The following is a 23,728-nucleotide window of genomic DNA, read 5'->3' as shown; positions in this document are numbered from 1 at the left end:
GGCCCGGTCAGAAGGAATTCAATATGTCACGTCGTCGTCGTCCGGAAAAGCGGGTCATCCTGCCCGATCCGAAGTTCGGTGATCAGGTTCTGTCGAAGTTCATGAACAACCTCATGCTCGACGGTAAGAAGTCGGTTGCCGAAAGCATCGTCTATGGCGCTCTCGACACCATGCAGACCCGCGCCAAGGCGGATCCGGTGCAGCTGTTCCACGATGCGCTCAACAATGTGAAGCCGCACATCGAAGTGCGTTCGCGCCGCGTCGGTGGTGCGACCTACCAGGTTCCCGTGGAAGTGCGCCCCGAGCGCGCCCAGGCCCTGGCCATTCGCTGGCTGATCACGGCTGCGCGCAACCGTTCGGAAACCACCATGTCGGCCCGCCTGTCGGCCGAACTGCTGGACGCTGCCAACAACCGCGGCAACGCCGTCAAGAAGCGCGAAGACACCCACCGCATGGCCGACGCCAACCGCGCGTTCAGCCACTACCGCTGGTAAGCTTCCGAAAAACTGGTCACGTGGCCGTCTTCAAACGGTCACAGCAGTAACCATATGGGGTGGGCCGGAGCAATCCGGCCCTTCCCGAACCCAAGGAACACCACCATGGCCCGCAGCCATCCGCTCGAGCGTTACCGCAACATCGGTATCATGGCGCACATCGACGCCGGCAAGACGACGACAACCGAGCGCATCCTTTACTACACCGGCAAGTCCTACAAGATCGGCGAAGTGCACGACGGCGCCGCGACCATGGACTGGATGGAACAGGAACAGGAACGCGGCATCACGATCACGTCGGCCGCGACGACCTGCTTCTGGAACGACCACCGCATCAACATCATCGACACCCCCGGCCACGTGGACTTCACCATCGAAGTCGAACGTTCGCTGCGCGTGCTCGACGGTGCGGTTGCCTGCTTCGACGGCGTTGCCGGCGTTGAGCCGCAGTCGGAAACCGTGTGGCGCCAGGCCGACAAGTACGGCGTGCCGCGCATGTGCTTCATCAACAAGCTCGACCGCACCGGTGCGAACTTCAAGTACTGCGTGCAGTCGATCATCGACCGCCTCGGTGCCAAGCCTGCCGTGCTCTACATTCCGATCGGTCTCGAAGCCGATCTGAAGGGCCTGGTCGACCTGGTCAACAACCGCGCGATCATCTGGAAGGACGAATCGCTCGGCGCCGAATTTTTCTATGAAGAAATCCCGGCCGACCTGGCTGACGAAGCCGCGATCTATCGTTCGGAACTGATCGAACTCGCCGTCGAGCAGGACGACGAGGCGATGGAAGCCTATCTCGAAGGCAACGAGCCCGACGCCGAAACGCTCAAGAAGCTGATCCGCAAGGGCACGCTGAACCACTCGTTCGTGCCGGTGTGCTGCGGCTCGGCGTTCAAGAACAAGGGCGTACAGCCCCTGCTCGACGCCGTGGTCGACTACCTGCCTTCGCCGCTCGACATCGAAGACGTCCAGGGCGTCAAGGTCGACAGCGACGAGAAGGACAGCCGTCCGCCCCAGGACGACGCGCCGTTCTCGGCTCTGGCGTTCAAGGTCATGAACGACCCGTTCGTGGGCTCGCTCACCTTCATCCGCATCTATTCGGGCACGCTGACCAAGGGCACGTACCTGAACTCGGTGAAGCAGAAGAAGGAAAAGGTCGGCCGCATGCTCGAAATGCATGCCAACGACCGCAAGGACGTGGACGAAGCGTTCGCTGGCGACATCATCGCGCTGGCCGGCATGAAGGAAACCACCACGGGCGACACGCTCTGCGCCGAACGCGCGCCGATCGTGCTCGAACGCATGGAATTCCCCGAGCCGGTTATCGAGCTGTCGGTGGAGCCCAAGACCAAGGCCGACCAGGAAAAGATGGGCATCGCGCTCAATCGCCTGTCCGCCGAAGACCCCTCGTTCCGCGTCTCGACCGATCACGAATCGGGCCAGACGATCATCAAGGGCATGGGCGAACTGCACCTCGACATCATCGTCGACCGCATGCGTCGCGAGTTCAAGGTTGAAGCGAACGTGGGCGCACCGCAGGTGGCCTACCGCGAATACCTGGGCAAGCCGGTCGACCTCGACTACACCCACAAGAAGCAGTCGGGTGGTACCGGCCAGTTCGGCCGCGTGAAGGTCAAGGTCACGCCGGGCGAACGTGGTTCGGGCATCATCTTCAAGGACGAAATCAAGGGCGGTAATATTCCCAAGGAATATATTCCCGCGATTGAAAAGGGCATGCGCGAAACGGCCGCTACCGGCTCGCTCGTCGGGTTCCCGATCATCGACTTTGAAATCCTGCTCTACGACGGTGCGTACCACGACGTCGACTCGTCGGCCCTGGCCTTCGAAATCGCCGGTCGTGGTGCCATGCGTGAAGCCGCCCAGAAGGCCGGCATCAAGCTGCTCGAGCCGATCATGAGCGTCGAAGTGGTGACCCCTGAGGAATTCATGGGTGACGTCATCGGCGACTTGAACTCGCGTCGTGGGCAGATCCAGGGCACCGACAGCCGGGGCAATGCCCAGGTCGTCGAGGCCATGGTGCCGCTCGCGAACATGTTCGGCTACGTGAACCAGCTGCGTTCTTTCACGCAGGGGCGCGCGCAGTACACCATGCAATTCTCCCACTATGACGAAGTTCCGGCGAATGTCGCGGCTGAGGTCAAGGAGAAGCTTGCCTGATCACTCTGATCAGGCTAGGGGCGGCGCCTGATTCCGTCGGGTGCCGTACCCCGCAGAATTCACAGACAAGCGAATAGAAGGTTTGAACAATGGCCAAGGCTAAGTTTGAGCGGAACAAGCCGCACTGCAACATCGGCACCATCGGTCACGTTGACCATGGCAAGACCACGCTGACCGCAGCGATCACCAAGGTCCTGTCGGAAACCGGCGGCGCCCAGTTCACCGATTATGCCAACATCGACAAGGCTCCCGAAGAGCGCGAACGCGGCATCACCATCTCGACCGCCCACGTCGAGTATGAAACCGCCAACCGTCACTACGCGCACGTCGACTGCCCGGGTCACGCCGACTACGTGAAGAACATGATCACCGGTGCTGCCCAGATGGACGGCGCGATCCTGGTGGTGAACGCTGCTGACGGCCCGATGCCGCAGACCCGCGAACACATCCTGCTCGCCCGCCAGGTCGGCGTGCCGGCTCTGGTCGTGTACATGAACAAGGTCGACCAGGTTGACGACGAGGAAATCCTCGAACTCGTCGAGCTGGAAGTGCGCGAACTGCTTTCGTCGTACGACTTCCCGGGCGACGATATTCCGATCGTCAAGGGTTCGGCTCTGGCCGCTCTCGAAGGTCGTGACGACGCCATCGGCAAGAACTCGATCAACGCGCTGATGGAAGCTGTCGACAGCTACATCCCGCAGCCGCCGCGTCCGACCGACAAGCCCTTCCTGATGCCCGTCGAAGACGTGTTCTCGATCTCGGGCCGTGGTACGGTTGTGACCGGCCGCGTCGAAACCGGCATCGTCAAGGTGGGTGAAGAAGTCGAAATCATCGGCCTCAAGGACACCCAGAAGACCACCGTCACCGGCGTGGAAATGTTCCGCAAGCTGCTCGACCAGGGCGAAGCTGGCGACAACATCGGCGCCCTGATCCGTGGCATCAAGCGTGAAGAAGTCGAGCGTGGCCAGGTTCTTGCCAAGCCCGGTTCGGTGACGCCGCACACCGAATTCTCGGCGGAAGTCTACGTGCTGTCGAAGGATGAAGGTGGCCGTCACACGCCGTTCTTCGCCAACTACCGCCCGCAGTTCTACTTCCGCACCACCGACGTGACCGGTGAAGTGGTTCTCCCCGAAGGCACCGAAATGGTGATGCCGGGCGACAACCTCACCCTGTCGGTCAAGCTGATCGCGCCGATCGCCATGGACGAAGGTCTCCGCTTCGCAATTCGCGAAGGCGGCCGTACCGTCGGTTCGGGGGTTGTCAGCAAGATCACGAAGTAATATAGGCGCCGGACCGGCGGGAGATTCGCTCTCCCGCCGGACGGTCTTTTTCGATCAGTCGTCCCGCTTTCTCCCCATCCATCGGGAGGGGATTGTAAGGGCAGGGCGGCTGGTTTTTGTTATTCGCTCTTTCGCATCGGTAAACGGACATGGAAGCCCAGAACATCCGCATTCGCCTCAAGGCCTTCGATCATCGCGTGCTGGACCAGGCCACTGGTGAAATCGCGGACACCGCCCGCCGCACCGGCGCCCTGATTCGTGGTCCCATTCCGCTGCCGACCCGCATCGAGAAGTTCTGCGTCAACCGCGGTCCGCACATCGACAAGAAGTCGCGCGAACAGTTTGAAGTCCGCACCTACAAGCGCCTGCTTGACATCGTGCAGCCCAACGCTGCCACCGTCGACGCGCTGATGAAGCTGGACCTCGCTGCCGGCGTGAACGTCGAGATCAAGCTGGCCTGATGCCAGCGCCCTGGTCCCGCCCCCACATGTGTGGCGGGCAGGGCGGCTTGACCGAGCCTCATCGGTTTCCAGTTTCGGATCACTTGTGATCCACCATCTCTTCCGGCCCTGAGGCTGGTTTGGCGGAAAATCCGTTCTGCCGCGACAAAAGGGATACCTCCGGCCCGCTCGTGCCGCTGCCCTCTCCAGGGTGCTGCGCAAAGGGTCGGGAAAGCGTCCCCCGTTCGCTCCTGTTCAGGCAGGGGCACTCAGCCCGGACGGGGCATGCTTCTTATACGGGCTGAACACGCCTTTGGGGGATGGGCCCTCGAAGGCCTCTGTGAGGAGTATGAGATCATGCGCACCGGCGTGATCGCGAAGAAGGTGGGTATGACCCGCCTGTTCCAGGAAGATGGTCGGCACGTGCCGGTCACCGTCCTTTCGCTCGAAGATTGCCAGGTGGTTTCGGTCCGCACTGCCGAACGTGACGGTTACGTCGCGCTTCAGCTGGGTGCTGGCGAAGCCAAGCAGAAGAACGTTGCCAAGCCGCAGCGCGAACACTTCGCCAAGGCCGAAGTTCCGCTGAAGATGCAGGTCGCCGAGTTCCGCGTCGCCGATGACGCGCTGCTCGATGTCGGTGCCAGCATCGCCGCTTCGCACTTCGTTGCAGGGCAGTACGTGGACATCACTGGCCACACCCAGGGCAAGGGCTTTGCCGGCGCCATGAAGCGTTGGGGCTTCGGCGGTATGCGCGCCACGCACGGCGTGTCGATCTCGCACCGTGCCCACGGTTCGACGGGTAACCGCCAGGATCCGGGCCGCGTCTTCAAGAACAAGAAGATGGCCGGCCACATGGGCGACCGTCAGCGCACCCAGCAGAACCTTGAAATCGTTCGCACCGACGATGCGCGCGGCCTGATCTTCGTCAAGGGCTCGGTCCCTGGCGCGAAGAATGGCTGGTTGCTCGTTCGTGACGCGGTCAAGGTCGCTCGCCACGCGGAAGCACCCTATCCCGCCGGCCTCAAGGCCGCCAACACCAACGAACAGGCCGCTCCCGAAGCCGCCGATGGCCAGGAGGGCTAAGTCGTGAAGGTTCAAGTCCTCAATCTGGACGGTTCGGCCGCCGGCGACGTGGAACTTGCAGATGACGTGTTCGGTCTCGAACCGCGCGCCGACATCCTGCACCGCGTTGTGACCTGGCAGCTCGAAAACCGTCGTGGCACGGCCCGTGGCGCTCGCGAGCGTTCGGACGTTGCCCGCACCGGCAAGAAGTTCGGCCGTCAAAAGGGTGGTGGTACCGCTCGTCACGGCGACCGCAAGGCCCCGATCTTCATCGGCGGTGGCAAGGCCCATGGTCCGCGCGTTCGTGATTTCAGCGTTTCGCTGAACAAGAAGGTGCGCGCGCTCGGTCTCAAGATGGCGCTCTCGTCCAAGGCCAAGAGCGGCCTGGTCGTGATCGACACCCTGGAACTGAACGAAGCGAAGACCAAGGTCCTGGCCGGCACGCTCGCCAAGGCGGGCTTCGGCAAGAAGGTGCTCGTCGTGGATGGTGAGCAGGTCAACGAGGGCTTCGCCCGCGCGGCCCGCAACATCGTCGGCGTCAACGTCCTCCCCGCGATCGGCGCCAACGTCTACGACATCCTGAAGCATGATACGCTGGTGCTGACGCGCGCCGCGGTCGAGAAGCTGGAGGCGCGTTTCAATGGCTAAGGACGCAATCGACACGCGTCACTATGACGTGATCGTGGCTCCCCACATCACCGAAAAGGCGACGCTGCTGAGCGAAAACAATGCCGTGGTCTTCAAGGTTGCCGAAAAGGCGACCAAGCCGGAGATCAAGGCGGCGGTGGAAGCCCTCTTCAATGTCACGGTCACCAAGGTGAACACGCTGACCCAGAAGGGGAAGACCAAGCGCTGGAAGGGCAAGCCCTACAAGCGCACCGACGTCAAGAAGGCCGTCGTGACTCTGGCCGCCGGCCAGTCGATCGACGTCACCAGCGGTATCTGAGGCGAAGGCATAGACCATGGCACTCAAGAGCTATAACCCGACCAGCCCCGCCCGTCGCGGCCTGGTCCTCGTCGACAAGTCGGCGCTCTGGAAGGGCAAGCCTGTCAAGGCTTTGACCGAAGGCAAGAGCAAGACCGGCGGCCGTAACAACAAGGGCCACGTGACCAGCCGCGGTATCGCGGGCGGTCACAAGCAGAAGTACCGCTTCATCGACTTCAAGCGTCGGAAGTGGGACGTGCCGGCCACTGTGGAACGTCTGGAATACGATCCCAACCGCACCGCGTTCATCGCCCTCGTCAAGTACGAAGACGGTGAGCAGGCCTACATCCTGGCGCCGCAGCGCCTGGCCGTGGGCGACGTGGTGGTTGCCGGTGAAAAGACCGACGTGAAGCCGGGCAATGCGATGCTCCTGTCGCAGATGCCGGTGGGTACCATCATCCACAACGTGGAAATGAAGCCGGGCAAGGGCGGTCAGATCGCCCGTTCGGCCGGTACCTACGTCCAGCTCGTCGGTCGTGACCGCGGGATGGTGATCGTTCGCCTGAACTCGGGCGAACAGCGCTACCTGCGTGGCGACTGCATGGGCACCGTTGGCGCCGTGTCGAACCCCGACAACTCCAACCAGAACCTTGCCAAGGCCGGTCGCAACCGCTGGCTTGGCCGTCGTCCGTTGACGCGCGGTGTGGCAAAGAACCCGGTCGACCACCCGCACGGTGGTGGTGAAGGCCGCACCTCGGGTGGCCGTCATCCGGTTACTCCGTGGGGCAAGCCGACCAAGGGCGCCCGCACCCGTCACAACAAGAAGACGGACAAGTTCATCATTCGTTCGCGCCACGCGAAGAAGAAGAGGTAAGACCCCATGGCACGTTCCGTCTGGAAGGGCCCCTTCGTCGACCTGCACCTCCTGAAGAAGGCCGAAGTGGCCCAGGATGCTGGCAGCCGCGCTGGCCCGATCAAGACCTGGTCGCGTCGTTCGACCATCATTCCGCAGTTCGTTGGTCTGACGTTCAACGTCTACAACGGGCAGAAGTTCATCCCCGTCTCCGTGAGCGAAGAGATGGTCGGCCACAAGCTTGGTGAATTTGCGCCGACGCGCAACTTCCCCGGCCACGCCGCTGACAAGAAGGGCAAGCGCTGATGAGCAAGTCTGCTGCTCCCCGCCGCGTCGGTGAAAAGGAAGCTCTTGCGGTCAACACCACGATCCGTGGTTCGGCCCAGAAGCTCAACCTTGTCGCCGCCCTGATCCGTGGCATGAAGGCCGAAGACGCCCTCAATGTCCTGACCTTCTCCAAGAAGGCCATGGCGGTTGATGCCCGCAAGGTGCTCGCCTCGGCGATCGCCAACGCGGAAAACAACCACAACCTGGACGTCGACTCGCTGGTCGTGGCGGAAGCCTCGGTTGGCAAGTCCATCACGATGAAGCGCTTCCACACCCGTGGTCGCGGCAAGTCGACCCGCATCCTGAAGCCGATCTCTCGGCTTCGGATCGTCGTCCGTGAAGTCGAGGAGGCCTGATCCATGGGTCACAAGTCGAACCCCGTCGGTCTGCGCCTGCAGATCAACCGCACCTGGGATAGCCGCTGGTACGCCGAAGGGCGCAACTATCAGCAGCTGCTGAAGGAAGACCTTCAGATCCGCAAGTTCATCGTCGAGAGCCTGCCCCAGGCAGCCATCTCGAAGGTGGTGATCGAGCGTCCGGCCAAGCTGTGCCGCATCTCGATCTACGCGGCCCGTCCCGGTGTGATCATCGGCAAGAAGGGTGCGGACATCGAAAAGCTCCGCGCCAAGCTTGCCAAGCTCACCAACAGCGACGTGAAGCTGAACATCGTTGAAATCCGCAAGCCGGAAATCGATGCCAAGCTCGTTGCCCAGGGCATTGCCGACCAGCTCGTGCGCCGCGTGGCTTTCCGCCGTGCGATGAAGCGTGCCGTGCAGTCGGCCCTGCGTCTTGGTGCCGAAGGCATCAAGATCACCTGCGGCGGCCGTCTCGGCGGGGCGGAAATCGCCCGCGTCGAATGGTACCGTGAAGGTCGCGTTCCGCTGCACACCCTGCGCGCGAACATCGACTACGCCGAAGCCGAAGCCCACACCGCCTACGGCGTGATCGGCATCAAGACCTGGATCTTCAAGGGCGAGATCCTGGGTCATGACCCGCTGGCGCAGGACCGCCTGATGCTGGAGGCACAGACCTCCGGTGTCCGTCCGGCGCGCTGAGGCTTGAGGATAGGCTAGCACCATGCTGCAACCCAAGAAGACCAAGTTCCGCAAGGCGTTCAAGGGCCGTCTCCACGGCAACGCCAAGGGCGGTACCGACCTCAACTTCGGCTCCTACGGCCTCAAGGCCCTGGAACCGGAGCGGGTCACCGCTCGCCAGATCGAAGCGGCTCGCCGCGCGATCACCCGTCACATCAAGCGCCAGGGCCGTCTCTGGATCCGCATCTTCCCCGACCTTCCGGTGACCAAGAAGCCGGCCGAAGTCCGCCAGGGCAAGGGCAAGGGTTCGGTGGAATACTGGGCCGCTCGCGTGAAGCCCGGCAAGATCCTGTTCGAGCTTGACGGCGTCGCCGGCCCCCTGGCCGCCGAAGCTTTCAGCCGTGCAGCGATGAAGCTGCCGATCAAGACCAAGGTTGTGGCTCGCCTCGGCGATACCTCGCACCTTGGTGGCGAGTAAGGAGTGGGAATGATGGCTAAGTTCGAAGACCTCCGCGTCAAGAGCGACGACCAGCTGACTGCTGACCTCGCCGAGCTGAAGCGCGAACAGTTCAACCTGCGCTTCCAGGCGGCGACGAGCCAGCTGGAGCGTCCGGCGCGCATCAAGGAAGTGCGCCGCGACATCGCGCGGATCAAGACTCTGCAGGGCGAGCGCGCTCGCACTGCAAAGGCTTAAGGAGACACACGATGCCCAAGCGTATCCTTATCGGGACCGTGGTTTCCGACAAGACCGACAAGACCGTGGTCGTGAAGGTCGAGCGCAAGGTGAAGCACCCGCTCTACGGGAAGATCATCCGCCGCTCGAAGAAGTATCACGCCCACGACGAGGCGAATGCCTTCAAGACCGGCGAAACGGTGCGGATCGAAGAGACCGCACCTTACTCCAAGCTCAAGACCTGGAAGGTTATCGACCGGGTTCTGGCTGGGAAGACCGCCGCGATCGAAGCGGACGTTTGACAAAACGTCCGTTCTCGGTCTTAGGGAGCGTCACGTTTTTGGAACTGCCGGACTGGTTCCGGCAAGCCAGTGAGAAGGAACCGGATCAATGATCCAGATGCAATCCAATCTCGACGTCGCGGACAACAGCGGCGCCAAGCGCGTCCAGTGCATCAAGGTGCTGGGCGGGTCGAAGCGTCGTACCGCAAGCGTCGGCGACATCATCGTGGTGTCGGTGAAGGAGGCGCAGCCCCGCGCCCGTGTCAAGAAGGGCGACGTCCATCGCGCGGTTATCGTGCGCACCAAGAAGGACGTTCGTCGTCCCGATGGTAGCGTGATCCGCTTCGACGGCAACGCTGCCGTGCTCGTCGGCAAGAACGAAGAGCCCATCGGCACCCGTATCTTCGGCCCCGTGGTGCGCGAACTGCGCGGCAAGGGCTTCATGAAGATCATCTCGCTTGCCCCGGAGGTGCTGTAATGGCTGCCGCCAAGATCAAGAAGGGCGATAACGTCGTCGTTCGTTCGGGCAAGGACAAGGGCCGTACCGGCACCGTCCTCCAGGTTCTTCCCAAGGAAGACAAGGTCGTCGTTGCCGGCGTGAACGTCGCTGCCCGTCACCGCAAGCCCAGCCAGCAGAACCCGCAGGGTGGCATCGATCGCTTCGAAGCGCCGCTGCACATCTCGAAGGTCGCCGTGGCCGACAAGGATGGCAAGCCCACCCGCGTCCGCTTCGAAACCCGCGATGGCAAGAAGGTTCGCGTGGCCGTCAAGTCCGGGGAGGCCATCGATGGCTGACAAGTACACTCCGCGCCTCAAGGGCAAGTACGACGCTGAAATCGCTGCCGCGATGAAGGCGAAGTTCGGCTACAAGAACGACCTGGAAATTCCGCGGATCGACAAGATCACGCTGAACATGGGCGTTGGCGAAGCGAGCCAGGACAAGAAGAAGGTCCAGACCGCCGCTGCCGAAATGGAGCTGATCGCCGGCCAGAAGCCCGTGATCACCAAGGCCAAGAAGTCGATCGCGCAGTTCAAGCTGCGTGAAGGCATGCCGATCGGTTGCAAGGTCACCCTGCGCCGTGAACGCATGTACGAATTCCTGGACCGCCTGATCACCATCGCAATGCCCCGCATTCGCGACTTCCGGGGTCTCAACCCCAAGTCGTTCGACGGCCGCGGCAACTATGCGATGGGTCTCAAGGAACAGATCATTTTCCCTGAGATCAGCTACGACCAGATCGACAAGGTGCGCGGGCTCGACATCATCGTGACCACCACCGCCAAGACCGACGACGAGGCACGTGAACTGCTTCGCCTGTTCGGTTTCCCGTTCCCGCAGGAAGCCGCCGAACAGGCGCAGGCCGCCTGAAGCCAGTCATAGGAAAGAGCTTAAGTCCATGGCGAAACTGAGTTCGATCAACAAGAACGAGCGTCGTAAGAAGCTCGTTGAAAAGTTTGCGGCCAAGTACGCCGCGCTCAAGGCCCAGGCCGACGATGAATCGCTCGACGAAACCGAGCGCCTCATTGCCCGTCTGAAGATGGCCGAGCTGCCGCGTAACGCGAATCCCACGCGTGTCCGCAACCGTTGCAACACCACCGGCCGCCCGCGTGGCTACTACCGCAAGTTCGGTCTCTGCCGCATCGAACTGCGCGATCTCGCCAACAAGGGGCTCATCCCCGGCGTGACGAAGTCGAGCTGGTAAGGAGCCTCTACGATGGCATTGACCGACCCCCTGGGTGATATGCTCACCCGTATCCGCAACGGCCAGCAGGCGAAGAAGGACTCGGTCCTCTCGCCCGCTTCCAAGCTGCGTGCGCACGTTCTCGAAGTTCTCCAGCGCGAAGGCTATATCCGTGGCTTCAGCGAGGACGCCACCGGCGCCCACCCGCAGCTGCGCATCGAGCTGAAGTACTTCGAAGGCCAGCCCGCGATCAAGCATGTGGCCCGCGTCTCCAAGCCTGGTCGCCGCGTCTACTCGGGTTCCAAGGAACTCCCGGTTGTGCGCAACGGCCTTGGCATCACCATCGTCTCGACGCCCAAGGGCGTGCTTTCGGATGCCGAAGCACGCGCTGCCAACGTCGGTGGCGAAGTGCTGGCGGAGGTGTTCTGATGAGCCGCATCGGCAAGAAGCCGGTGGCGATCCCGAGTGGCGTCACCGCTGACATCGCGAACGGCGTGCTGACCGTGAAGGGCCCCAAGGGCACCCTCACGCTCTCGCTCGTCGACGACATCGCCTATGCCGTCGAAGACGGTACGATCTCGGTGAAGCCTGCCAATGACACCAAGCGCGCTCGCGCGTTCTGGGGCATGCAGCGCACCCTCGTCTCCAACCTCGTCACCGGCGTGACCCAGGGCTATACCAAGATCCTGGACATCACCGGCGTCGGCTATCGCGCCAACGCTCAGGGCAAGAACCTGAAGCTGCAGCTCGGCTACAGCCACGACGTCGATTTCGCCGTGCCGGAAGGCATCGAGATCAAGACCCCGGATAACACCACGGTCGAAATCTCGGGTATCGACAAGCAGAAGGTCGGCCAGGTTGCGGCCGAAATTCGCCGCTGGCGCAAGCCCGAACCCTACAAGGGCAAGGGTATCAAGTACCGTGGCGAGTTCATCTTCCGCAAGGAAGGGAAGAAGAAGTAATGGCCAAGCTGTCTCTCTTCGATCGCCGCCGCCGCCGCGTCCGTACCGCGCTCAAGGCGCGCTCGGGCGGTCGCCCGCGTCTTTCCGTGCACCGCACGGGCCGTCACATCTACGCGCAGATCATCGACGATGCTGCCGGCCGTACCCTGGCTGCCGCTTCGTCGCTGGTGAAGGGCGAGAAGTCGATCGGCGCCAACATCGACGCCGCTGCCCTGGTGGGCAAGCAGATCGCCGAACGGGCCAAGGAAGTCGGTGTCACCACCGTCGTCTTCGACCGTGGCGGTTACCTGTTCCATGGCCGCGTCAAGGCGCTGGCTGATGCTGCCCGCGAAGGCGGCCTGGAGTTCTGATCATGGCTGACGAAACCAACCTGCAGGGCGATGCCGCTGCCCCCGTCGAACAGACCGGTGGCGAGCAGCGCGAAGGTCGCGGTCGCGGTCGTGGCCGTGGCGGCGAGCGTGGCGAACGCGGTGAACGTGGCGGCCGTGGCCGTCGCGACGACCGTCGTGGCCGCAACAACAACAACGACGAGGACCAGGGTGAAGAGCTGATCGAAAAGCTCGTTCACATCAACCGCGTCTCGAAGACGGTCAAGGGCGGTAAGCGCTTCGGCTTCGCGGCGCTGGTCGTGGTCGGCGATGGCAAGGGTCGCGTGGGCTTCGGCCACGGCAAGGCCCGCGAAGTGCCTGAAGCCATCACCAAGGCCACTGCCTCGGCCAAGAAGAAGATGGTTCGCGTTCCGCTCAAGGAAGGCCGCACCCTTCACCACGACGGCAAGGGCCGTTTCGGTGCGGGCAAGGTCAATGTCCGCTCGGCCCCGGCCGGTACGGGCATCATCGCGGGCGGCCCGATGCGCGCCGTCTTCGAAAGCCTGGGTGTGCACGACGTGGTGACCAAGTCGGTCGGCACCTCGAACCCCTACAACATGATCCGCGCCACCTTCGACGCGCTGCAGGACCAGACTTCGCCGAAGTCTGTCGCCCAGCGTCGCGGCAAGAAGGTCGCTGATCTGCTCGGTCGTGGTGGCGCTTCGCAAGTCGAAGCCGAAGCCGCCGCCGAAGCCATCGCGGAGTAATCGGTCATGGCGAAGATCAAGATCAAGCAGATCGGTTCGCCGATCCGTCGCCCGGAACATCAGAAGAAGATTCTGATCGGTCTGGGCCTGGGCAAGATGCACCGCGTGGTCGAGGTGGAAGACACCGCCGAAACCCGTGGCGCCATCGCCAAGCTGCCGCACATGGTGGCCGTGGTCGACTGACCATAGCCTCCAGAGCAGAGCCTTTTGAAAAGCCCCGCGCATCTTTTGATGCGCGGGGCTTTTCGTTTGCGGCTGCGTTGCGCTCTCAGATATGTCGGCTTCGACAGGCTCGGCGTATCCACCCGGCGTTCCCCGCCTTTGGCTGCTCCTGAGCGAACGCTCTTGAGGGCGCACTCAGGTGGCTACGAAGAATGGCAAAATGATTGGTGGCTCGAGCAGCGTGTAAAACGTCGGAACGCCGCGACCTGACAGCCGCGTTCACCGGATTGCTATGGTTCAGCCCGGACGGATTTGATAACCGAGCGTCCGTTCGCTCTGAGCTTGTCGAAGGGCGTGGGCATGGCGCTTGGCCTGGCCGTTCCATCCAAAGGATTCCGGGATGTCGGCCCACGAATCACCCTGAGGGGGTGACAAGCCCGCCGCAAGCCACTAAGGGCCGCAACTTCCTATCAGCGCGACTCAAAGCGAAAGCGAGTGCACATCATGAAGCTCAACCAGATTTCCGACAACGACGGCTCGCGCAAGGGCCGGATGCGTGTGGGCCGTGGCATCGGCTCGGGCAAGGGCAAGACCGCTGGCCGCGGCCAGAAGGGTGCCAAGGCGCGTTCGGGCGTGTCCGTCAACGGGTTCGAAGGCGGTCAGATGCCGCTGCACATGCGCATCCCGAAGCGCGGCTTCAACAACATCTTCGCCAAGGACTATGCCGAAGTGAACCTGGGCCTGATCCAGAAGTTCATCGACGCCGGCAAGCTCGACGTATCGGGCGTGGTCGATCACGCGGCGCTCAAGGCCGCCGGCCTGGCCCGTGGCGGCAAGAATGGTGTGCGCCTGCTGGCCAAGGGCGAACTGACCACCAAGGTCAGCTTCAAGGTGGCCGGTGCCTCCAAGGGCGCCGTGGCTGCGGTGGAAAAGCTGGGCGGCGCGGTCGAAGTGACCCTCGCTAAGGCTGCTGCCGAAGCCTGAGACCTTTTAATTATCGCGTAAAACGGGCGCGGGGGTTATTGCATCCCTGCGCCCGTCCTATATGGCCCGTACAGTATTGAACGCACCATATTGACGCGCAGCCCGCCGGGCGGGGCCTGACACCATCCGAAGCGGATGCTTTGGAAGCGGGCGTCGGCCGGACCGGGCCACAGCAAGGCTTGATACCCGACCATGGCATCCCGCGCCGACAACATCGCCAGCAATCTCAACCTGTCGAACTTCTCGAAGGCGACCGAACTCAAGAACCGCATCTGGTTCACCATCGGTGCGCTGATCGTGTTCCGCTTCTTGAGCTTCGTGCCGCTGCCCGGCGTGAACCCGCTGATCCTGGAAACGCTGTACAACCAGACGCGCGGCGGGATCCTCGACATCTTCAACGCCTTTTCGGGCGGTTCGCTCCAGCGCATGAGCCTGATCGCGCTCGGCGTGATGCCCTACATCACCGCCTCGATCGTAGTGCAGCTGGCCGCTTCGCTCCACCCAGCGCTCGCCGCCCTCAAGAAGGAAGGCGAAAGCGGGCGCAAGAAGCTCAACCAGTACACCCGCTATGGCGCGGTGTTCCTCACCGCCGTGCAGGGCTATGCGATTGCCACCGGCCTTGAAGCCTATGGCGCATCGAGCGGTATCCAGGCGGTCGTGCTGCCGGGCGTGCTGTTCCGCATCACCGCCGTGATCAGCCTGATCGGCGGCACCATGTTCCTGCTGTGGCTGGGCGAACAGATCACCGCGCGCGGCATCGGCAACGGCACGTCGCTGATCATCATGGCCGGCATCGTGGCGCAGATGCCCAAGTTCGTGGGCAACCTGTTCGAGCAGGGCCGTTCGGGCCAGCTCAACGGCTTCGTCATCGCCGGGGTCATGGCGCTCCTGGTCGGTGTCATCATCCTGATCTGCTTCTTCGAGCGCGCCACGCGGCGCCTGCTGATCCAGTATCCCAAGCGCGCGACACAGCGCGGGATGATGGCCGCCGATCGCAGCCACCTGCCGCTCAAGCTCAACACCGCGGGCGTGATCCCGCCGATCTTCGCCAGCTCGCTGCTGCTGCTGCCGCTCACCATCACCCAGTTCGCCGGCAAGTCGATCTCGCCCGATACCACCTGGGGCCAGATCATCATCGGGCTCAACCAGTACCTGGGCCATGGCAAGCCGCTCTACATGATCCTCTATGCCCTGGGCATCGTGTTCTTCAGCTTCTTCTACACCGCAGTGGTGTTCAATCCGGAAGAAACGGCCGAGAACCTCAAGCGCAACGGCGGCTTCATCCCCGGCATTCGCCCGGGCAAGAACACCGAGAAATATCTCGATTATGTGCTGACCCGCATCACCGTCCTGGGCGCGGCCTACATCACGTTCGTTTGCGTCGTGCCGGAATGGATCATGGCCGAGACAGGCATGGGCTCGTTGTTCTTCGGCGGCACCAGCCTGCTGATTGTGGTCAACGTGACGGTCGATACGATCACCCAGATCCAGTCGCACCTGCTGGCGCACCAGTACGGCGACCTGATCAAGAAGGCCAAGCTGAAAGGCCGACTGCGCTGAAGGCGCAGGTGACAAAGAGGGGGACTGCCACAGTGAATATCATTCTTCTCGGCCCGCCGGGCGCCGGCAAAGGCACCCAGGCCCAGCGTCTGGTCGAGCGCCACGGCCTCAAGCAGTTGTCCACCGGCGACATGCTGCGCGCCGCCGTCAAGGCCGGCACGCCGGTCGGCCTCCAGGCCAAGGCCGTGATGGAAGCGGGCCAGCTGGTCTCGGACGAGATCGTCTCGGCTCTGATCGGTGACGAACTCGACGCGATGGGCGCCGGCACCGGGGCGATCTTCGACGGATATCCGCGCACCGCGGCGCAGGCCGAATCGCTCGATGCGATCCTGGCCAGCCGCGGCCGCCAGCTCGACCATGTGATCGAGCTTGAGGTGAACGAGGACGCGCTCGTTGCCCGTATCACCGGTCGCTACACCTGCGCCACGTGCGGCAAGGGCTATCACGACACGTTCGAGAAGCCCAAGGTCGAGGGCACCTGCGACAAGTGCGGTGGCCACGAATTTAAGCGCCGGCCCGACGACAACGAGGAAACCGTGCGCACGCGCATGGCCGAATATCGTGCCAAGACCGCGCCGATCCTGCCGATCTACGAAGCGCGCGGCATCGTTTCGCGCGTGGACGGGATGGCGGACATGGATGCGGTAACCGCATCGATCGAGGCGATTCTGGCTTAATTCGCCGCTGCTTTCTGCTATTTTCGGCAGGAAGACGGATTTTGGCGGCGGAAAAGGAGTGCAATGGTGCGATCACGGCTTGCAGGCAGGGTCGCAGCGCTCCTTTTCCCCACTTTTGCGGGCGCTGCGGCGCTCGCTACGCCCGCGCATGCCGAAATCCTGGCGAGCGATGAACGCGGCTTCGTGGTGCGCCAGACTGCCGATGTCGGCGTATCCGCGCCGGAAGCCTGGCGCGCGCTGGTCAAGCCGGCCACATGGTGGTCGAGCGAGCACACCTTTTCGGGTGAAGCGGCCAATCTCACGCTCGATCCCGTGGCCGGTGGCTGCTTCTGCGAGAAGCTGCCGCCTTCCAAGCAGGGCGGGGCAGGGGCCTTGGCTGGCAGCGTCCAGCACATGCGCGTGATCTATGCCGAGCCGGGCCGGGCCTTGCGGCTGTCGGGCGCGCTGGGTCCGTTGCAGAGCGAAGCCCTGCTTGGCGCGCTGACCATCACGCTCAAGAGCAATGAGCGCGGGACCCGCATTCTCTTCGAATATGTCGTGGGTGGCTACATGCGCTATCGCCCCGACCAGATCGCCCCGGCGGTCGATCGCATGCTGGGGCAGCAGATCGCCCGCCTGGCAGACAAGCTGGGCGGCGCTCTGGCGGCGGACGGCGCGGTGCCGATCGTCACGCCGCCCGCCTCGGTTGGCAGCGGCGAGGCGACGCCGGTCGTTCCACTGGTGCGCAGCGTGCCGCAAGGGCCTTCGCTCGATCCCGATGGGGCGCCCATCAGCGGGCGCCCGCCCGCCACGCTGCGTGGGCTGCCGGCTTTGCCGCGCAAGCGGACCACGGTGCCGCCGGTGGACGACGATGACGGCCTGAGCGTGCCGGACGAGGGTGGCGCGATTGTGCCCGCCGCGCCGGTGAAGGCTGCCCCGGTACGGCCTGCGCCGGCCAAGGTCGCGCCGGCGCGTCCCGCGCCAAAGCCGGCCGAAAAGACTTCCGCTGCGGCCAAGCCAGAGCCGACCCGGGCGGCGCCTGCAAAGCCGGCACCCGCCAAGCCCGCGCCGGCCAAGGTGGCGCCACCCAAGACCAAGCCTCGCCCTGCGCCGGTGGCGCCTGGCGATGAGGCGTCGGCGCAAAAGGATGCCCAGGCCGCGTTCGACGCCGCCTTGGGCGGGGATGACAGCCACTGAGTGACGCGGGCGACATGCCCGGATGGGCGATCGATGGCGGCTCACGCGAATCGATGCTTTGCGCCGACGCGCTTGTGGCGTATAAGGTGGCGTCGCCAAGGTGGCCCCCGCGCTTACGGGATGGCCGCACGTTCACCCGACAGCGTGGTGAACGTGCCCTTTGTGGTTGACCTTTCCCTGCAAAAAGCCTAAGCGCGCCTTTCACTCGAACGAGAAGGGTCTTTTGAAGTCCGGGGCAAATGCTTGCGCGGGCTGCAATTTGGCGTTTTTCGGCGGGTGTTGTCGCGATGAGATAGGGTGCAAGAAGCCGATTCGGCGCCCTGTGGAGCAAACGGAGAAACAAGTGGCTCGTATTGCCGGGGTCAACATCCCCACCAACAAGCGCGTGATCGTGGCGCTGACCTACATTCATGGCATTGGCTCGTTCAAGGCCCGCCAGATTGCCGACAAGCTCGGCATCGATCATGCCCGCCGCGTTCAGGACCTGTCCGACGCCGAAGTGCTCCAGATCCGTGAAGCGATCGACGCCGAGCACACCGTGGAAGGCGATCTGCGTCGCGAAACCGCGATGAACATCAAGCGCCTGATGGACCTGGCCTGCTATCGTGGCCTGCGTCACCGCAAGGGTCTTCCGGTCCGTGGCCAGCGCACGCACACCAACGCGCGCACCCGCAAGGGCAAGGCCAAGCCGATCGCCGGCAAGAAGAAGTAAGATCCGCCGCATAGGCAGGATCTTCCCAACGGTTTCTCGACAGGAATTCAACACATGGCACGCGAACCCCAGCGCATTAAGCGCCGCGAGCGCAAGAACATCACCAGCGGTGTTGCGCACGTGAACGCCAGCTTCAACAACACCATGATCACCATCACCGATGCCCAGGGCAACGCCATCTCGTGGTCGTCTGCCGGCATGATGGGCTTCAAGGGCAGCCGCAAGTCCACTCCGTACGCCGCCCAGGTGGCTGCGGACGATGCCGGCAAGAAGGCCGCCGAACACGGCGTCCGTACCCTGGAAGTCGAAGTCAAGGGCCCCGGCTCGGGCCGCGAAAGCGCGCTGCGCGCGCTGCAGGCGGTTGGTTTCACGATCACGGCGATCCGTGACGTGACCCCGATCCCGCACAACGGCGTGCGTCCTTCCAAGCGCCGTCGCGTCTGACCTGCCTTTTGGCGAGTGGCGCGCGAGGTACCACGCGCGCCACACCCGCCCAATATCTTGACCGGTTGCGGCGCCCTTCTGGCCGACTGCCGGCGCTCTCGAAAAACCCTAGGGGAATTCCATGACTGTCAACATCAAGAACTGGCAGGAACTGAAGAAGCCCAACAATCTCGAAATCAAGCCCGGCCACGATCCGAAGCGTCGCGCGACTTTCGTTGCCGAACCGCTTGAGCGTGGCTTTGGTCTTACCCTCGGCAACGCGCTGCGCCGGGTGCTGCTCTCTTCGCTTCAGGGGGCTGCGGTCACGTCGATCAAGATCGAGAACGTGCTGCATGAATTCTCGTCGCTCGCCGGCGTGCGCGAAGACGTCACCGACATCGTGCTCAACGTCAAGCAGATCGCGCTCAAGATGCAGGGCGAAGGCCCCAAGCGTCTTCAGCTTTCCGCGATCGGGCCTGGCGAAGTCAAGGCCGGCGACATCGCCGTGACCGGTGACATCGAGGTGATGAACAAGGACCTGGTGATCTGCCACCTGGATGAAGGCGCGACCTTCAACATGGAACTCACCTGCGACACCGGCAAGGGCTATGTCCCCGCCGTGTCGAACCGTCCGGTCGATGCCCCCATCGGCCTCATCCCGGTCGACTCGCTCTATTCGCCCGTGCGCCAGGTCTCCTACAAGGTGGACAACGCGCGTATCGGCCAGGAGTTGGACTACGACAAGCTGAGCCTTTCGGTGGAAACCGATGGCACGGTGACGCCGGAAGACGCCGTGGCCTATGCCGCGCGCATTCTTCAGGACCAGCTGGCCCTGTTCGTCCACTTCGACGACCAGGTTCCCACCGGCCACGTGCCGTCGCTGGCCGGTGTTGCCGCCCATGCGCCGGAAGAAAGCGACGCCAACCAGCTCAACCGCTACCTTCTCAAGAAGGTGGACGAACTGGAACTGTCGGTGCGTTCGGCCAACTGCCTCAAGAACGACAACATCATCTACATCGGCGACCTGGTCCAGAAGACCGAGGCCGAGATGCTCCGCACGCCGAACTTCGGCCGCAAGTCGCTCAACGAGATCAAGGAAGTGCTCTCGTCGATGGGCCTGCGCCTCGGCATGGACATCCCTGGCTGGCCGCCGGAAAACATCGAGGAAATGGCCAAGAAGCTGGAGCAGGAGCTTTTGGGCTGATAGCCCAAAAGCGGCCGCCCTTGGGCAGGCGACGTTTTGCATCGCAAAACGGTAGCCTGGACAAGGATCAGCGGCCTGCCCGGCCAGCGGCCCGCAGGGCCGTCTGACGACACGGGATTAACTCCCGTGTCGGCCTGGCCGCAGCACAACGCTGCAACCTTGCAATAAATTCGCCTCTGCTTTGGCAGTGGCAACAGGGCACGGGCCGCCCCTCAAGCCGGCCTGGATCGGGGTACCTCGCACGGCCCCCCTACGAACGGAGAATGAGTTATGCGTCATAAGCTGGGCCAGCGTAAGCTGGGTCGTACCTCGTCGCACCGTATTGCGCTGCTGCGCAACCTGGCCGCCGCGCTGATCAAGCACGAGCAGATCACCACCACTCTGCCCAAGGCGAAGGAACTGCGTCCCTACGTCGAAAAGCTGATCACGCTGGCCAAGCACGGTGGCCTTTCGAACCGCCGTCTGGCCCACGCTCGTCTGCTCGACGATGCGCAGGAACAGAAGCTGTTCGAAGTGCTGGCTGCTCGCTATGCCGACCGTGAAGGTGGCTACACCCGCATCATCAAGGCCGGCTACCGCGCTTCGGACGCCGCGCCGATCGCCGTGATCGAACTGGTGGACCGCGACACCTCGGCCAAGGGCCTCGATTCGGGTCCGGTGCTGACCGCCGACGAAGACGAACTCGAAAACGCCTGATCGCATCGGGGTGAAAGCCCCAAGATCGGACGAACCGGATAACGGGCGGGGCCGCAAGGCCGCCGCCCGTTTTTCGTTGGCCATGCCGTTGCCGGCTGCGCACGTGCGCGGTAGCAAGGCGCATGATCTTGTGGCGATTGGCAAGAGCGGGTCAGCGAGCGCTGGACGGGGCAGGGGCGCGGCGGTTTGGCGGGCGCTATTGTTCGCCAGGCCAGCCGATCGTGCACTTCGCGAGCGAGGCCGGCCTCGCCGTGCTGGTGCAGATGCGCTACCTTGTCGGGCCACCCGACGTTTGCGAAGAGCCGTTCGAACTGGGCTGGACGCAGAGCGATGCCGTGCCGGAAAGGGTGCCCGACGGGCTGGATCGTGTGGAGACGACCGCATGGGTCGATGCCTGGGCACGCAGCGGGCGATCGCTGCTTGTCGCTGTGCGCTCGGCCGTCCTGCCCGAGGCCGACGTGGTGCTGATGAATGCCGGCCACCCAGCGGCCGCAGTGGTGCCGCCGCTCACGGTGCGGCCGTTCCGCTTTGATCAGTGCCTGCATCGCCCACCGATGCTCGAACAATATTCCTGACTTTTGCAAACGCCGTGTTGCGCGGCATCGATCCGGCGCTAGTTTCCTGCGTAACCACCCCGTCTGTCAGGATGCCGCGATGAAGAACCACCTGTGGCTGGCCCCTGTTGCCCGGCTTGCGCTTGCTGCGCCGCTCGCCCTTGCCGCCACTCTGCCCGCTTTTGCCAAGGACCAGGCCATGCCGCCACTGCCGCCCTATCCTGCCAGCCCGCAAGTGCCGCTGGTGGAAAGCCATTTCGGAGAGAAGGTGTCGGACCCCTGGCGCTGGCTTGAGGCCGACGTGCGCACCGATGCCAAGGTGGCCGCCTGGGTTCAGGCGCAAAGCGCCTATACCGCCGCCTATCTCAAGCAGCTGCCCGAGCGGGCAGCGCTGGAAAAGCGGATGAAGGCGCTGATCGACTATGAGCGGTTCGGCTTGCCGGTGCAGCGCGGCGGGACGGTGTTCTACACCTGGAACAGCGGACTGATGAACCAGTCGCAATTGCTGGTGCGCCCCGCCGACGCTGCCGTGGGCACCAAAGGCCGCGTGTTGCTCGATCCCAATCTCTGGGCCAAGGATGGCGCCACCGCGCTCGATGCCTGGGCGCCTTCCGACGACGGCCGCTTGCTGGCCTATTCGGTGCAGGATGGCGGTTCGGACTGGCGCACGGTCAAGTTCGTCGGTGTTGCCGATGGCAAGCCGCTGGCTGACGAACTCAAGTGGGTGAAATTCTCGGGACTGGCCTGGCTGGGCAACGATGCGCTGCTCTATTCCCGCTTTGCCGAACCCAAGGAAGGCCAGGCGTTCCAGGCGCTCAACTACAACCAGACCGTGTGGCTCCATCGCCTGGGCACGCCGCAGAGCGCCGACCAGCCGGTGTTTGCCACGCCCGACCTGCCCAAGCGCGGCCACGGCGCCAGCGTTTCGAGCGACGGGCGCTGGGTGGTGATCACCAGCAGCGAAGGGACCGATCCGGTCAACACCGTCCATGTGGCGCGCGTCACGGATGGCAAGATCGGCCCGGTCATCGCCCTGGTGCCCGATCTCAAGGCGCAATGGGATTTCGTCGACGGCGTGGGCGACAAGCTGTGGTTCGTTTCGGGTGATGGCGCGCCGTTGAAGAAGATTGTGCGTGTCGATCTGGCCGGCGGCGCGCCGCGTTTCGAAACGATCGTGGCCGAAAGCAAGGATAACCTTGAATCGGTGGGCATTGCCGGCGACCGCATCTTTGCCAGCTATATCCACGATGCCAAGAGCCAGGTGCTGGCGTTCGATCTGGATGGCAAGCCGGCCGGTGCCGTCACTCTGCCGGGAATCGGCAGTGCGGCGGGGCTGAGCGGCCGCCCTGGCGACAAAGTGGCGTTCCTTTCGTTCAGCAGCTTCACCCAGCCGGGCACCGTGCTGCGGCTAGACCCGGCTACGGCGCAGACCAGCCCGTGGGAGCCGGTGCACCTGACGTTCAACCCGGCCGATTTCCGCGTCGAGCAGGTGTTCTATCCCAGCAAGGATGGCACCAAGGTGCCGATGTTCATCGTGCGCCGCAAGGATGCCACCGGGCCGCTGCCCACGCTGCTCTATGGCTATGGCGGCTTCAACATTGCGCTCACGCCGTGGTTTTCGGCCGCGTTCATGACCTGGATCGACAGCGGCGGGGCCTTTGCACTGGCCAACTTGCGCGGTGGCGGCGAATACGGCGATGCGTGGCACGATGCCGGGCGGCGCGACAAGAAGCAGAATGTGTTCGATGATTTCATCGCCGCTGGCGAATACCTGATCGCCAAGGGCGTGACCCCGCGCCACGGCCTGGCCATCGAAGGTGGCTCTAACGGCGGCCTGCTGGTCGGTGCCGTGACCAACCAGCGGCCCGATCTGTTCGCCGCCGCCAGCCCGGCGGTGGGCGTGATGGACATGCTGCGGTTCGACCAGTTCACCGCTGGCCGCTATTGGGTGGATGACTATGGCTATCCCGAAAAGGAAGCCGATTGGCGCGTGCTGCGCGCTTATTCGCCTTACCACAACATCCGCGCCGGCGTGGACTATCCCGCGATCCTGATCACCACGGCCGATACGGACGATCGCGTGGTGCCCGGGCACAGCTTCAAGTATGCCGCCGCGTTGCAAGCGGCGGCTATCGGGCCCAAGCCACACCTGATCCGCATCGAAACCCGCGCCGGGCATGGGTCGGGCAAGCCGATCGACAAGCAGATCGAGGAAACCGCCGACGTCCAGGCGTTCCTCGCGCATTTCACGGGATTAACGCCGCGCCCGTGAAGGGCCGCTCTGGCGCCGGCCCCGCGCCGGTGCTAGAGCATT

General features: G+C 63.7%; 33 protein-coding genes. All 33 read left to right on the top strand.

From position 1 onward, the window contains the following. Nucleotides 1-23: 23 nt before the first annotated feature. The 33 genes from rpsG to R9J51_RS17775 all read left to right on the top strand — a co-directional run bounded on the left by rpsG (nt 24) and on the right by R9J51_RS17775 (nt 23,686). Nucleotides 24-494, top strand: a complete 471-nt coding sequence (gene rpsG / locus R9J51_RS17935; RefSeq protein ID WP_022675066.1) for a 30S ribosomal protein S7 — start codon at nt 24-26, stop codon at nt 492-494. Nucleotides 495-599: 105 nt separating this feature from the next. Beyond that, nucleotides 600-2,672: an elongation factor G gene (gene fusA / locus R9J51_RS17930; protein WP_168556920.1), complete on the top strand. Its 2,073-nt coding sequence runs from the start codon at nt 600-602 to the stop codon at nt 2,670-2,672. A gap of 89 nt (nt 2,673-2,761) precedes the next feature. Beyond that, a complete protein-coding gene (tuf, locus tag R9J51_RS17925; RefSeq protein WP_168556921.1) occupies nt 2,762-3,952 on the top strand; it encodes an elongation factor Tu in 1,191 nt (396 codons plus the stop codon). A gap of 149 nt (nt 3,953-4,101) precedes the next feature. Further along, nucleotides 4,102-4,413, top strand: a complete 312-nt coding sequence (rpsJ, locus tag R9J51_RS17920) for a 30S ribosomal protein S10 (protein WP_011444906.1) — start codon at nt 4,102-4,104, stop codon at nt 4,411-4,413. A gap of 336 nt (nt 4,414-4,749) precedes the next feature. Continuing rightward, complete coding sequence (gene rplC / locus R9J51_RS17915; RefSeq protein ID WP_168556922.1) at nt 4,750-5,475, top strand: 50S ribosomal protein L3; 726 nt, start codon at nt 4,750-4,752, stop codon at nt 5,473-5,475. Between the two features lie 3 nt (nt 5,476-5,478). Further along, nucleotides 5,479-6,102: a 50S ribosomal protein L4 gene (gene rplD / locus R9J51_RS17910; RefSeq protein ID WP_179505280.1), complete on the top strand. Its 624-nt coding sequence runs from the start codon at nt 5,479-5,481 to the stop codon at nt 6,100-6,102. Continuing rightward, on the top strand, nt 6,095-6,400 hold the full coding sequence (locus R9J51_RS17905; protein ID WP_022675061.1) for a 50S ribosomal protein L23: 306 nt from the start codon (nt 6,095-6,097) through the stop codon (nt 6,398-6,400). Before rplD ends, R9J51_RS17905 begins: the two co-directional genes overlap by 8 nt. 16 nt (nt 6,401-6,416) lie before the next feature. After that, nucleotides 6,417-7,253, top strand: coding sequence for a 50S ribosomal protein L2 (rplB, locus tag R9J51_RS17900; protein ID WP_168556924.1), 837 nt, complete (start codon nt 6,417-6,419; stop codon nt 7,251-7,253). 6 nt (nt 7,254-7,259) lie between these two features. Beyond that, entirely contained in the window at nt 7,260-7,538 is a 279-nt protein-coding gene (gene rpsS, locus R9J51_RS17895; RefSeq protein WP_022675059.1) for a 30S ribosomal protein S19, read from the top strand. After that, on the top strand, nt 7,538-7,915 hold the full coding sequence (gene rplV / locus R9J51_RS17890; RefSeq protein WP_168556925.1) for a 50S ribosomal protein L22: 378 nt from the start codon (nt 7,538-7,540) through the stop codon (nt 7,913-7,915). Before rpsS ends, rplV begins: the two co-directional genes overlap by 1 nt. A gap of 3 nt (nt 7,916-7,918) precedes the next feature. Next, a complete protein-coding gene (gene rpsC / locus R9J51_RS17885) occupies nt 7,919-8,614 on the top strand; it encodes a 30S ribosomal protein S3 (RefSeq protein ID WP_168556926.1) in 696 nt (231 codons plus the stop codon). Between the two features lie 22 nt (nt 8,615-8,636). Then, nucleotides 8,637-9,071 carry a 50S ribosomal protein L16 gene (gene rplP, locus R9J51_RS17880; RefSeq protein WP_110762455.1) on the top strand — a complete coding sequence of 145 codons (435 nt, stop codon included), beginning with the start codon at nt 8,637-8,639 and terminating at the stop codon, nt 9,069-9,071. 9 nt (nt 9,072-9,080) lie between these two features. Further along, nucleotides 9,081-9,287 (top strand): 50S ribosomal protein L29, encoded by a 207-nt coding sequence (rpmC, locus tag R9J51_RS17875; protein WP_022675055.1) that lies wholly within the window; start codon nt 9,081-9,083, stop codon nt 9,285-9,287. Between the two features lie 11 nt (nt 9,288-9,298). Then, complete coding sequence (rpsQ, locus tag R9J51_RS17870; RefSeq protein WP_110762456.1) at nt 9,299-9,568, top strand: 30S ribosomal protein S17; 270 nt, start codon at nt 9,299-9,301, stop codon at nt 9,566-9,568. A gap of 88 nt (nt 9,569-9,656) precedes the next feature. Further along, nucleotides 9,657-10,025 (top strand): 50S ribosomal protein L14, encoded by a 369-nt coding sequence (gene rplN, locus R9J51_RS17865; RefSeq protein WP_022675053.1) that lies wholly within the window; start codon nt 9,657-9,659, stop codon nt 10,023-10,025. Beyond that, a complete protein-coding gene (gene rplX, locus R9J51_RS17860) occupies nt 10,025-10,342 on the top strand; it encodes a 50S ribosomal protein L24 (protein ID WP_168556927.1) in 318 nt (105 codons plus the stop codon). The genes rplN and rplX overlap by 1 nt, the downstream gene beginning before the upstream one ends. Next, nucleotides 10,335-10,916: a 50S ribosomal protein L5 gene (rplE, locus tag R9J51_RS17855; RefSeq protein WP_168556928.1), complete on the top strand. Its 582-nt coding sequence runs from the start codon at nt 10,335-10,337 to the stop codon at nt 10,914-10,916. The genes rplX and rplE overlap by 8 nt, the downstream gene beginning before the upstream one ends. Nucleotides 10,917-10,944: 28 nt before the next feature. After that, nucleotides 10,945-11,250, top strand: a complete 306-nt coding sequence (gene rpsN / locus R9J51_RS17850) for a 30S ribosomal protein S14 (RefSeq protein ID WP_168556929.1) — start codon at nt 10,945-10,947, stop codon at nt 11,248-11,250. Nucleotides 11,251-11,262: 12 nt separating this feature from the next. Then, on the top strand, nt 11,263-11,658 hold the full coding sequence (gene rpsH / locus R9J51_RS17845; RefSeq protein ID WP_168556930.1) for a 30S ribosomal protein S8: 396 nt from the start codon (nt 11,263-11,265) through the stop codon (nt 11,656-11,658). Continuing rightward, complete coding sequence (gene rplF, locus R9J51_RS17840) at nt 11,658-12,191, top strand: 50S ribosomal protein L6 (RefSeq protein ID WP_168556931.1); 534 nt, start codon at nt 11,658-11,660, stop codon at nt 12,189-12,191. Before rpsH ends, rplF begins: the two co-directional genes overlap by 1 nt. Next, on the top strand, nt 12,191-12,541 hold the full coding sequence (gene rplR, locus R9J51_RS17835; RefSeq protein ID WP_168556932.1) for a 50S ribosomal protein L18: 351 nt from the start codon (nt 12,191-12,193) through the stop codon (nt 12,539-12,541). Before rplF ends, rplR begins: the two co-directional genes overlap by 1 nt. A gap of 2 nt (nt 12,542-12,543) precedes the next feature. After that, nucleotides 12,544-13,266, top strand: a complete 723-nt coding sequence (gene rpsE / locus R9J51_RS17830; protein WP_168556933.1) for a 30S ribosomal protein S5 — start codon at nt 12,544-12,546, stop codon at nt 13,264-13,266. Between the two features lie 6 nt (nt 13,267-13,272). After that, nucleotides 13,273-13,449, top strand: coding sequence for a 50S ribosomal protein L30 (gene rpmD / locus R9J51_RS17825; protein WP_168556934.1), 177 nt, complete (start codon nt 13,273-13,275; stop codon nt 13,447-13,449). Between the two features lie 483 nt (nt 13,450-13,932). Further along, nucleotides 13,933-14,412 carry a 50S ribosomal protein L15 gene (gene rplO, locus R9J51_RS17820; protein ID WP_179505279.1) on the top strand — a complete coding sequence of 160 codons (480 nt, stop codon included), beginning with the start codon at nt 13,933-13,935 and terminating at the stop codon, nt 14,410-14,412. A gap of 192 nt (nt 14,413-14,604) precedes the next feature. Next, nucleotides 14,605-15,972 carry a preprotein translocase subunit SecY gene (gene secY / locus R9J51_RS17815; RefSeq protein ID WP_168556936.1) on the top strand — a complete coding sequence of 456 codons (1,368 nt, stop codon included), beginning with the start codon at nt 14,605-14,607 and terminating at the stop codon, nt 15,970-15,972. A 32-nt stretch (nt 15,973-16,004) separates the two neighbouring features. Continuing rightward, a complete protein-coding gene (locus tag R9J51_RS17810; protein ID WP_168556937.1) occupies nt 16,005-16,649 on the top strand; it encodes an adenylate kinase in 645 nt (214 codons plus the stop codon). Nucleotides 16,650-16,712: 63 nt separating this feature from the next. Next, complete coding sequence (locus R9J51_RS17805; RefSeq protein ID WP_179562252.1) at nt 16,713-17,825, top strand: hypothetical protein; 1,113 nt, start codon at nt 16,713-16,715, stop codon at nt 17,823-17,825. 343 nt (nt 17,826-18,168) lie between these two features. Continuing rightward, nucleotides 18,169-18,537, top strand: a complete 369-nt coding sequence (gene rpsM / locus R9J51_RS17800) for a 30S ribosomal protein S13 (protein WP_022675075.1) — start codon at nt 18,169-18,171, stop codon at nt 18,535-18,537. Nucleotides 18,538-18,591: 54 nt separating this feature from the next. After that, nucleotides 18,592-18,981 carry a 30S ribosomal protein S11 gene (gene rpsK, locus R9J51_RS17795; protein WP_008065643.1) on the top strand — a complete coding sequence of 130 codons (390 nt, stop codon included), beginning with the start codon at nt 18,592-18,594 and terminating at the stop codon, nt 18,979-18,981. 121 nt (nt 18,982-19,102) lie between these two features. Beyond that, nucleotides 19,103-20,164, top strand: a complete 1,062-nt coding sequence (locus R9J51_RS17790; RefSeq protein ID WP_168556939.1) for a DNA-directed RNA polymerase subunit alpha — start codon at nt 19,103-19,105, stop codon at nt 20,162-20,164. A 270-nt stretch (nt 20,165-20,434) separates the two neighbouring features. Next, nucleotides 20,435-20,860 carry a 50S ribosomal protein L17 gene (rplQ, locus tag R9J51_RS17785; protein WP_168556940.1) on the top strand — a complete coding sequence of 142 codons (426 nt, stop codon included), beginning with the start codon at nt 20,435-20,437 and terminating at the stop codon, nt 20,858-20,860. Between the two features lie 122 nt (nt 20,861-20,982). After that, nucleotides 20,983-21,435 (top strand): RES family NAD+ phosphorylase, encoded by a 453-nt coding sequence (locus R9J51_RS17780; RefSeq protein ID WP_221240682.1) that lies wholly within the window; start codon nt 20,983-20,985, stop codon nt 21,433-21,435. A 79-nt stretch (nt 21,436-21,514) separates the two neighbouring features. Then, nucleotides 21,515-23,686, top strand: coding sequence for a prolyl oligopeptidase family serine peptidase (locus tag R9J51_RS17775; RefSeq protein ID WP_179505277.1), 2,172 nt, complete (start codon nt 21,515-21,517; stop codon nt 23,684-23,686). Nucleotides 23,687-23,728: the final 42 nt, after the last annotated feature.

It is taken from the genome of Novosphingobium rhizosphaerae (assembly GCF_050920675.1).
Lineage (GTDB): Bacteria > Pseudomonadota > Alphaproteobacteria > Sphingomonadales > Sphingomonadaceae > Novosphingobium > Novosphingobium rhizosphaerae.
The sequence above is the reverse complement of the archived record's forward strand: the minus strand, read 5'-3'. Positions and strand labels throughout refer to the sequence as shown.

Bases quoted from the DNA above. Each gene is read 5' to 3' on its own strand.
- rpsG (WP_022675066.1), top strand. From the start codon at position 24: ATGTCACGTCGTCGTCGTCCGGAAAAGCGGGTCATCCTGCCCGATCCG.
- rplC (WP_168556922.1), top strand. From the start codon at position 4,750: ATGCGCACCGGCGTGATCGCGAAGAAGGTGGGTATGACCCGCCTGTTC.
- rpmD (WP_168556934.1), top strand. From the start codon at position 13,273: ATGGCGAAGATCAAGATCAAGCAGATCGGTTCGCCGATCCGTCGCCCG.
- rpmC (WP_022675055.1), top strand. From the start codon at position 9,081: ATGATGGCTAAGTTCGAAGACCTCCGCGTCAAGAGCGACGACCAGCTG.
- R9J51_RS17790 (WP_168556939.1), top strand. From the start codon at position 19,103: ATGACTGTCAACATCAAGAACTGGCAGGAACTGAAGAAGCCCAACAAT.
- rplV (WP_168556925.1), top strand. From the start codon at position 7,538: ATGAGCAAGTCTGCTGCTCCCCGCCGCGTCGGTGAAAAGGAAGCTCTT.
- rpsJ (WP_011444906.1), top strand. From the start codon at position 4,102: ATGGAAGCCCAGAACATCCGCATTCGCCTCAAGGCCTTCGATCATCGC.
- rpsK (WP_008065643.1), top strand. From the start codon at position 18,592: ATGGCACGCGAACCCCAGCGCATTAAGCGCCGCGAGCGCAAGAACATC.
- rpsH (WP_168556930.1), top strand. From the start codon at position 11,263: ATGGCATTGACCGACCCCCTGGGTGATATGCTCACCCGTATCCGCAAC.
- R9J51_RS17905 (WP_022675061.1), top strand. From the start codon at position 6,095: ATGGCTAAGGACGCAATCGACACGCGTCACTATGACGTGATCGTGGCT.
- rplP (WP_110762455.1), top strand. From the start codon at position 8,637: ATGCTGCAACCCAAGAAGACCAAGTTCCGCAAGGCGTTCAAGGGCCGT.
- rpsE (WP_168556933.1), top strand. From the start codon at position 12,544: ATGGCTGACGAAACCAACCTGCAGGGCGATGCCGCTGCCCCCGTCGAA.
- rpsC (WP_168556926.1), top strand. From the start codon at position 7,919: ATGGGTCACAAGTCGAACCCCGTCGGTCTGCGCCTGCAGATCAACCGC.
- rplR (WP_168556932.1), top strand. From the start codon at position 12,191: ATGGCCAAGCTGTCTCTCTTCGATCGCCGCCGCCGCCGCGTCCGTACC.
- rplQ (WP_168556940.1), top strand. From the start codon at position 20,435: ATGCGTCATAAGCTGGGCCAGCGTAAGCTGGGTCGTACCTCGTCGCAC.
- R9J51_RS17780 (WP_221240682.1), top strand. From the start codon at position 20,983: ATGATCTTGTGGCGATTGGCAAGAGCGGGTCAGCGAGCGCTGGACGGG.
- R9J51_RS17805 (WP_179562252.1), top strand. From the start codon at position 16,713: ATGGTGCGATCACGGCTTGCAGGCAGGGTCGCAGCGCTCCTTTTCCCC.
- rplB (WP_168556924.1), top strand. From the start codon at position 6,417: ATGGCACTCAAGAGCTATAACCCGACCAGCCCCGCCCGTCGCGGCCTG.
- tuf (WP_168556921.1), top strand. From the start codon at position 2,762: ATGGCCAAGGCTAAGTTTGAGCGGAACAAGCCGCACTGCAACATCGGC.
- fusA (WP_168556920.1), top strand. From the start codon at position 600: ATGGCCCGCAGCCATCCGCTCGAGCGTTACCGCAACATCGGTATCATG.
- rplN (WP_022675053.1), top strand. From the start codon at position 9,657: ATGATCCAGATGCAATCCAATCTCGACGTCGCGGACAACAGCGGCGCC.
- rpsS (WP_022675059.1), top strand. From the start codon at position 7,260: ATGGCACGTTCCGTCTGGAAGGGCCCCTTCGTCGACCTGCACCTCCTG.
- rpsQ (WP_110762456.1), top strand. From the start codon at position 9,299: ATGCCCAAGCGTATCCTTATCGGGACCGTGGTTTCCGACAAGACCGAC.
- rpsN (WP_168556929.1), top strand. From the start codon at position 10,945: ATGGCGAAACTGAGTTCGATCAACAAGAACGAGCGTCGTAAGAAGCTC.
- rplF (WP_168556931.1), top strand. From the start codon at position 11,658: ATGAGCCGCATCGGCAAGAAGCCGGTGGCGATCCCGAGTGGCGTCACC.
- secY (WP_168556936.1), top strand. From the start codon at position 14,605: ATGGCATCCCGCGCCGACAACATCGCCAGCAATCTCAACCTGTCGAAC.
- rplO (WP_179505279.1), top strand. From the start codon at position 13,933: ATGAAGCTCAACCAGATTTCCGACAACGACGGCTCGCGCAAGGGCCGG.
- rplE (WP_168556928.1), top strand. From the start codon at position 10,335: ATGGCTGACAAGTACACTCCGCGCCTCAAGGGCAAGTACGACGCTGAA.
- R9J51_RS17775 (WP_179505277.1), top strand. From the start codon at position 21,515: ATGAAGAACCACCTGTGGCTGGCCCCTGTTGCCCGGCTTGCGCTTGCT.
- rplX (WP_168556927.1), top strand. From the start codon at position 10,025: ATGGCTGCCGCCAAGATCAAGAAGGGCGATAACGTCGTCGTTCGTTCG.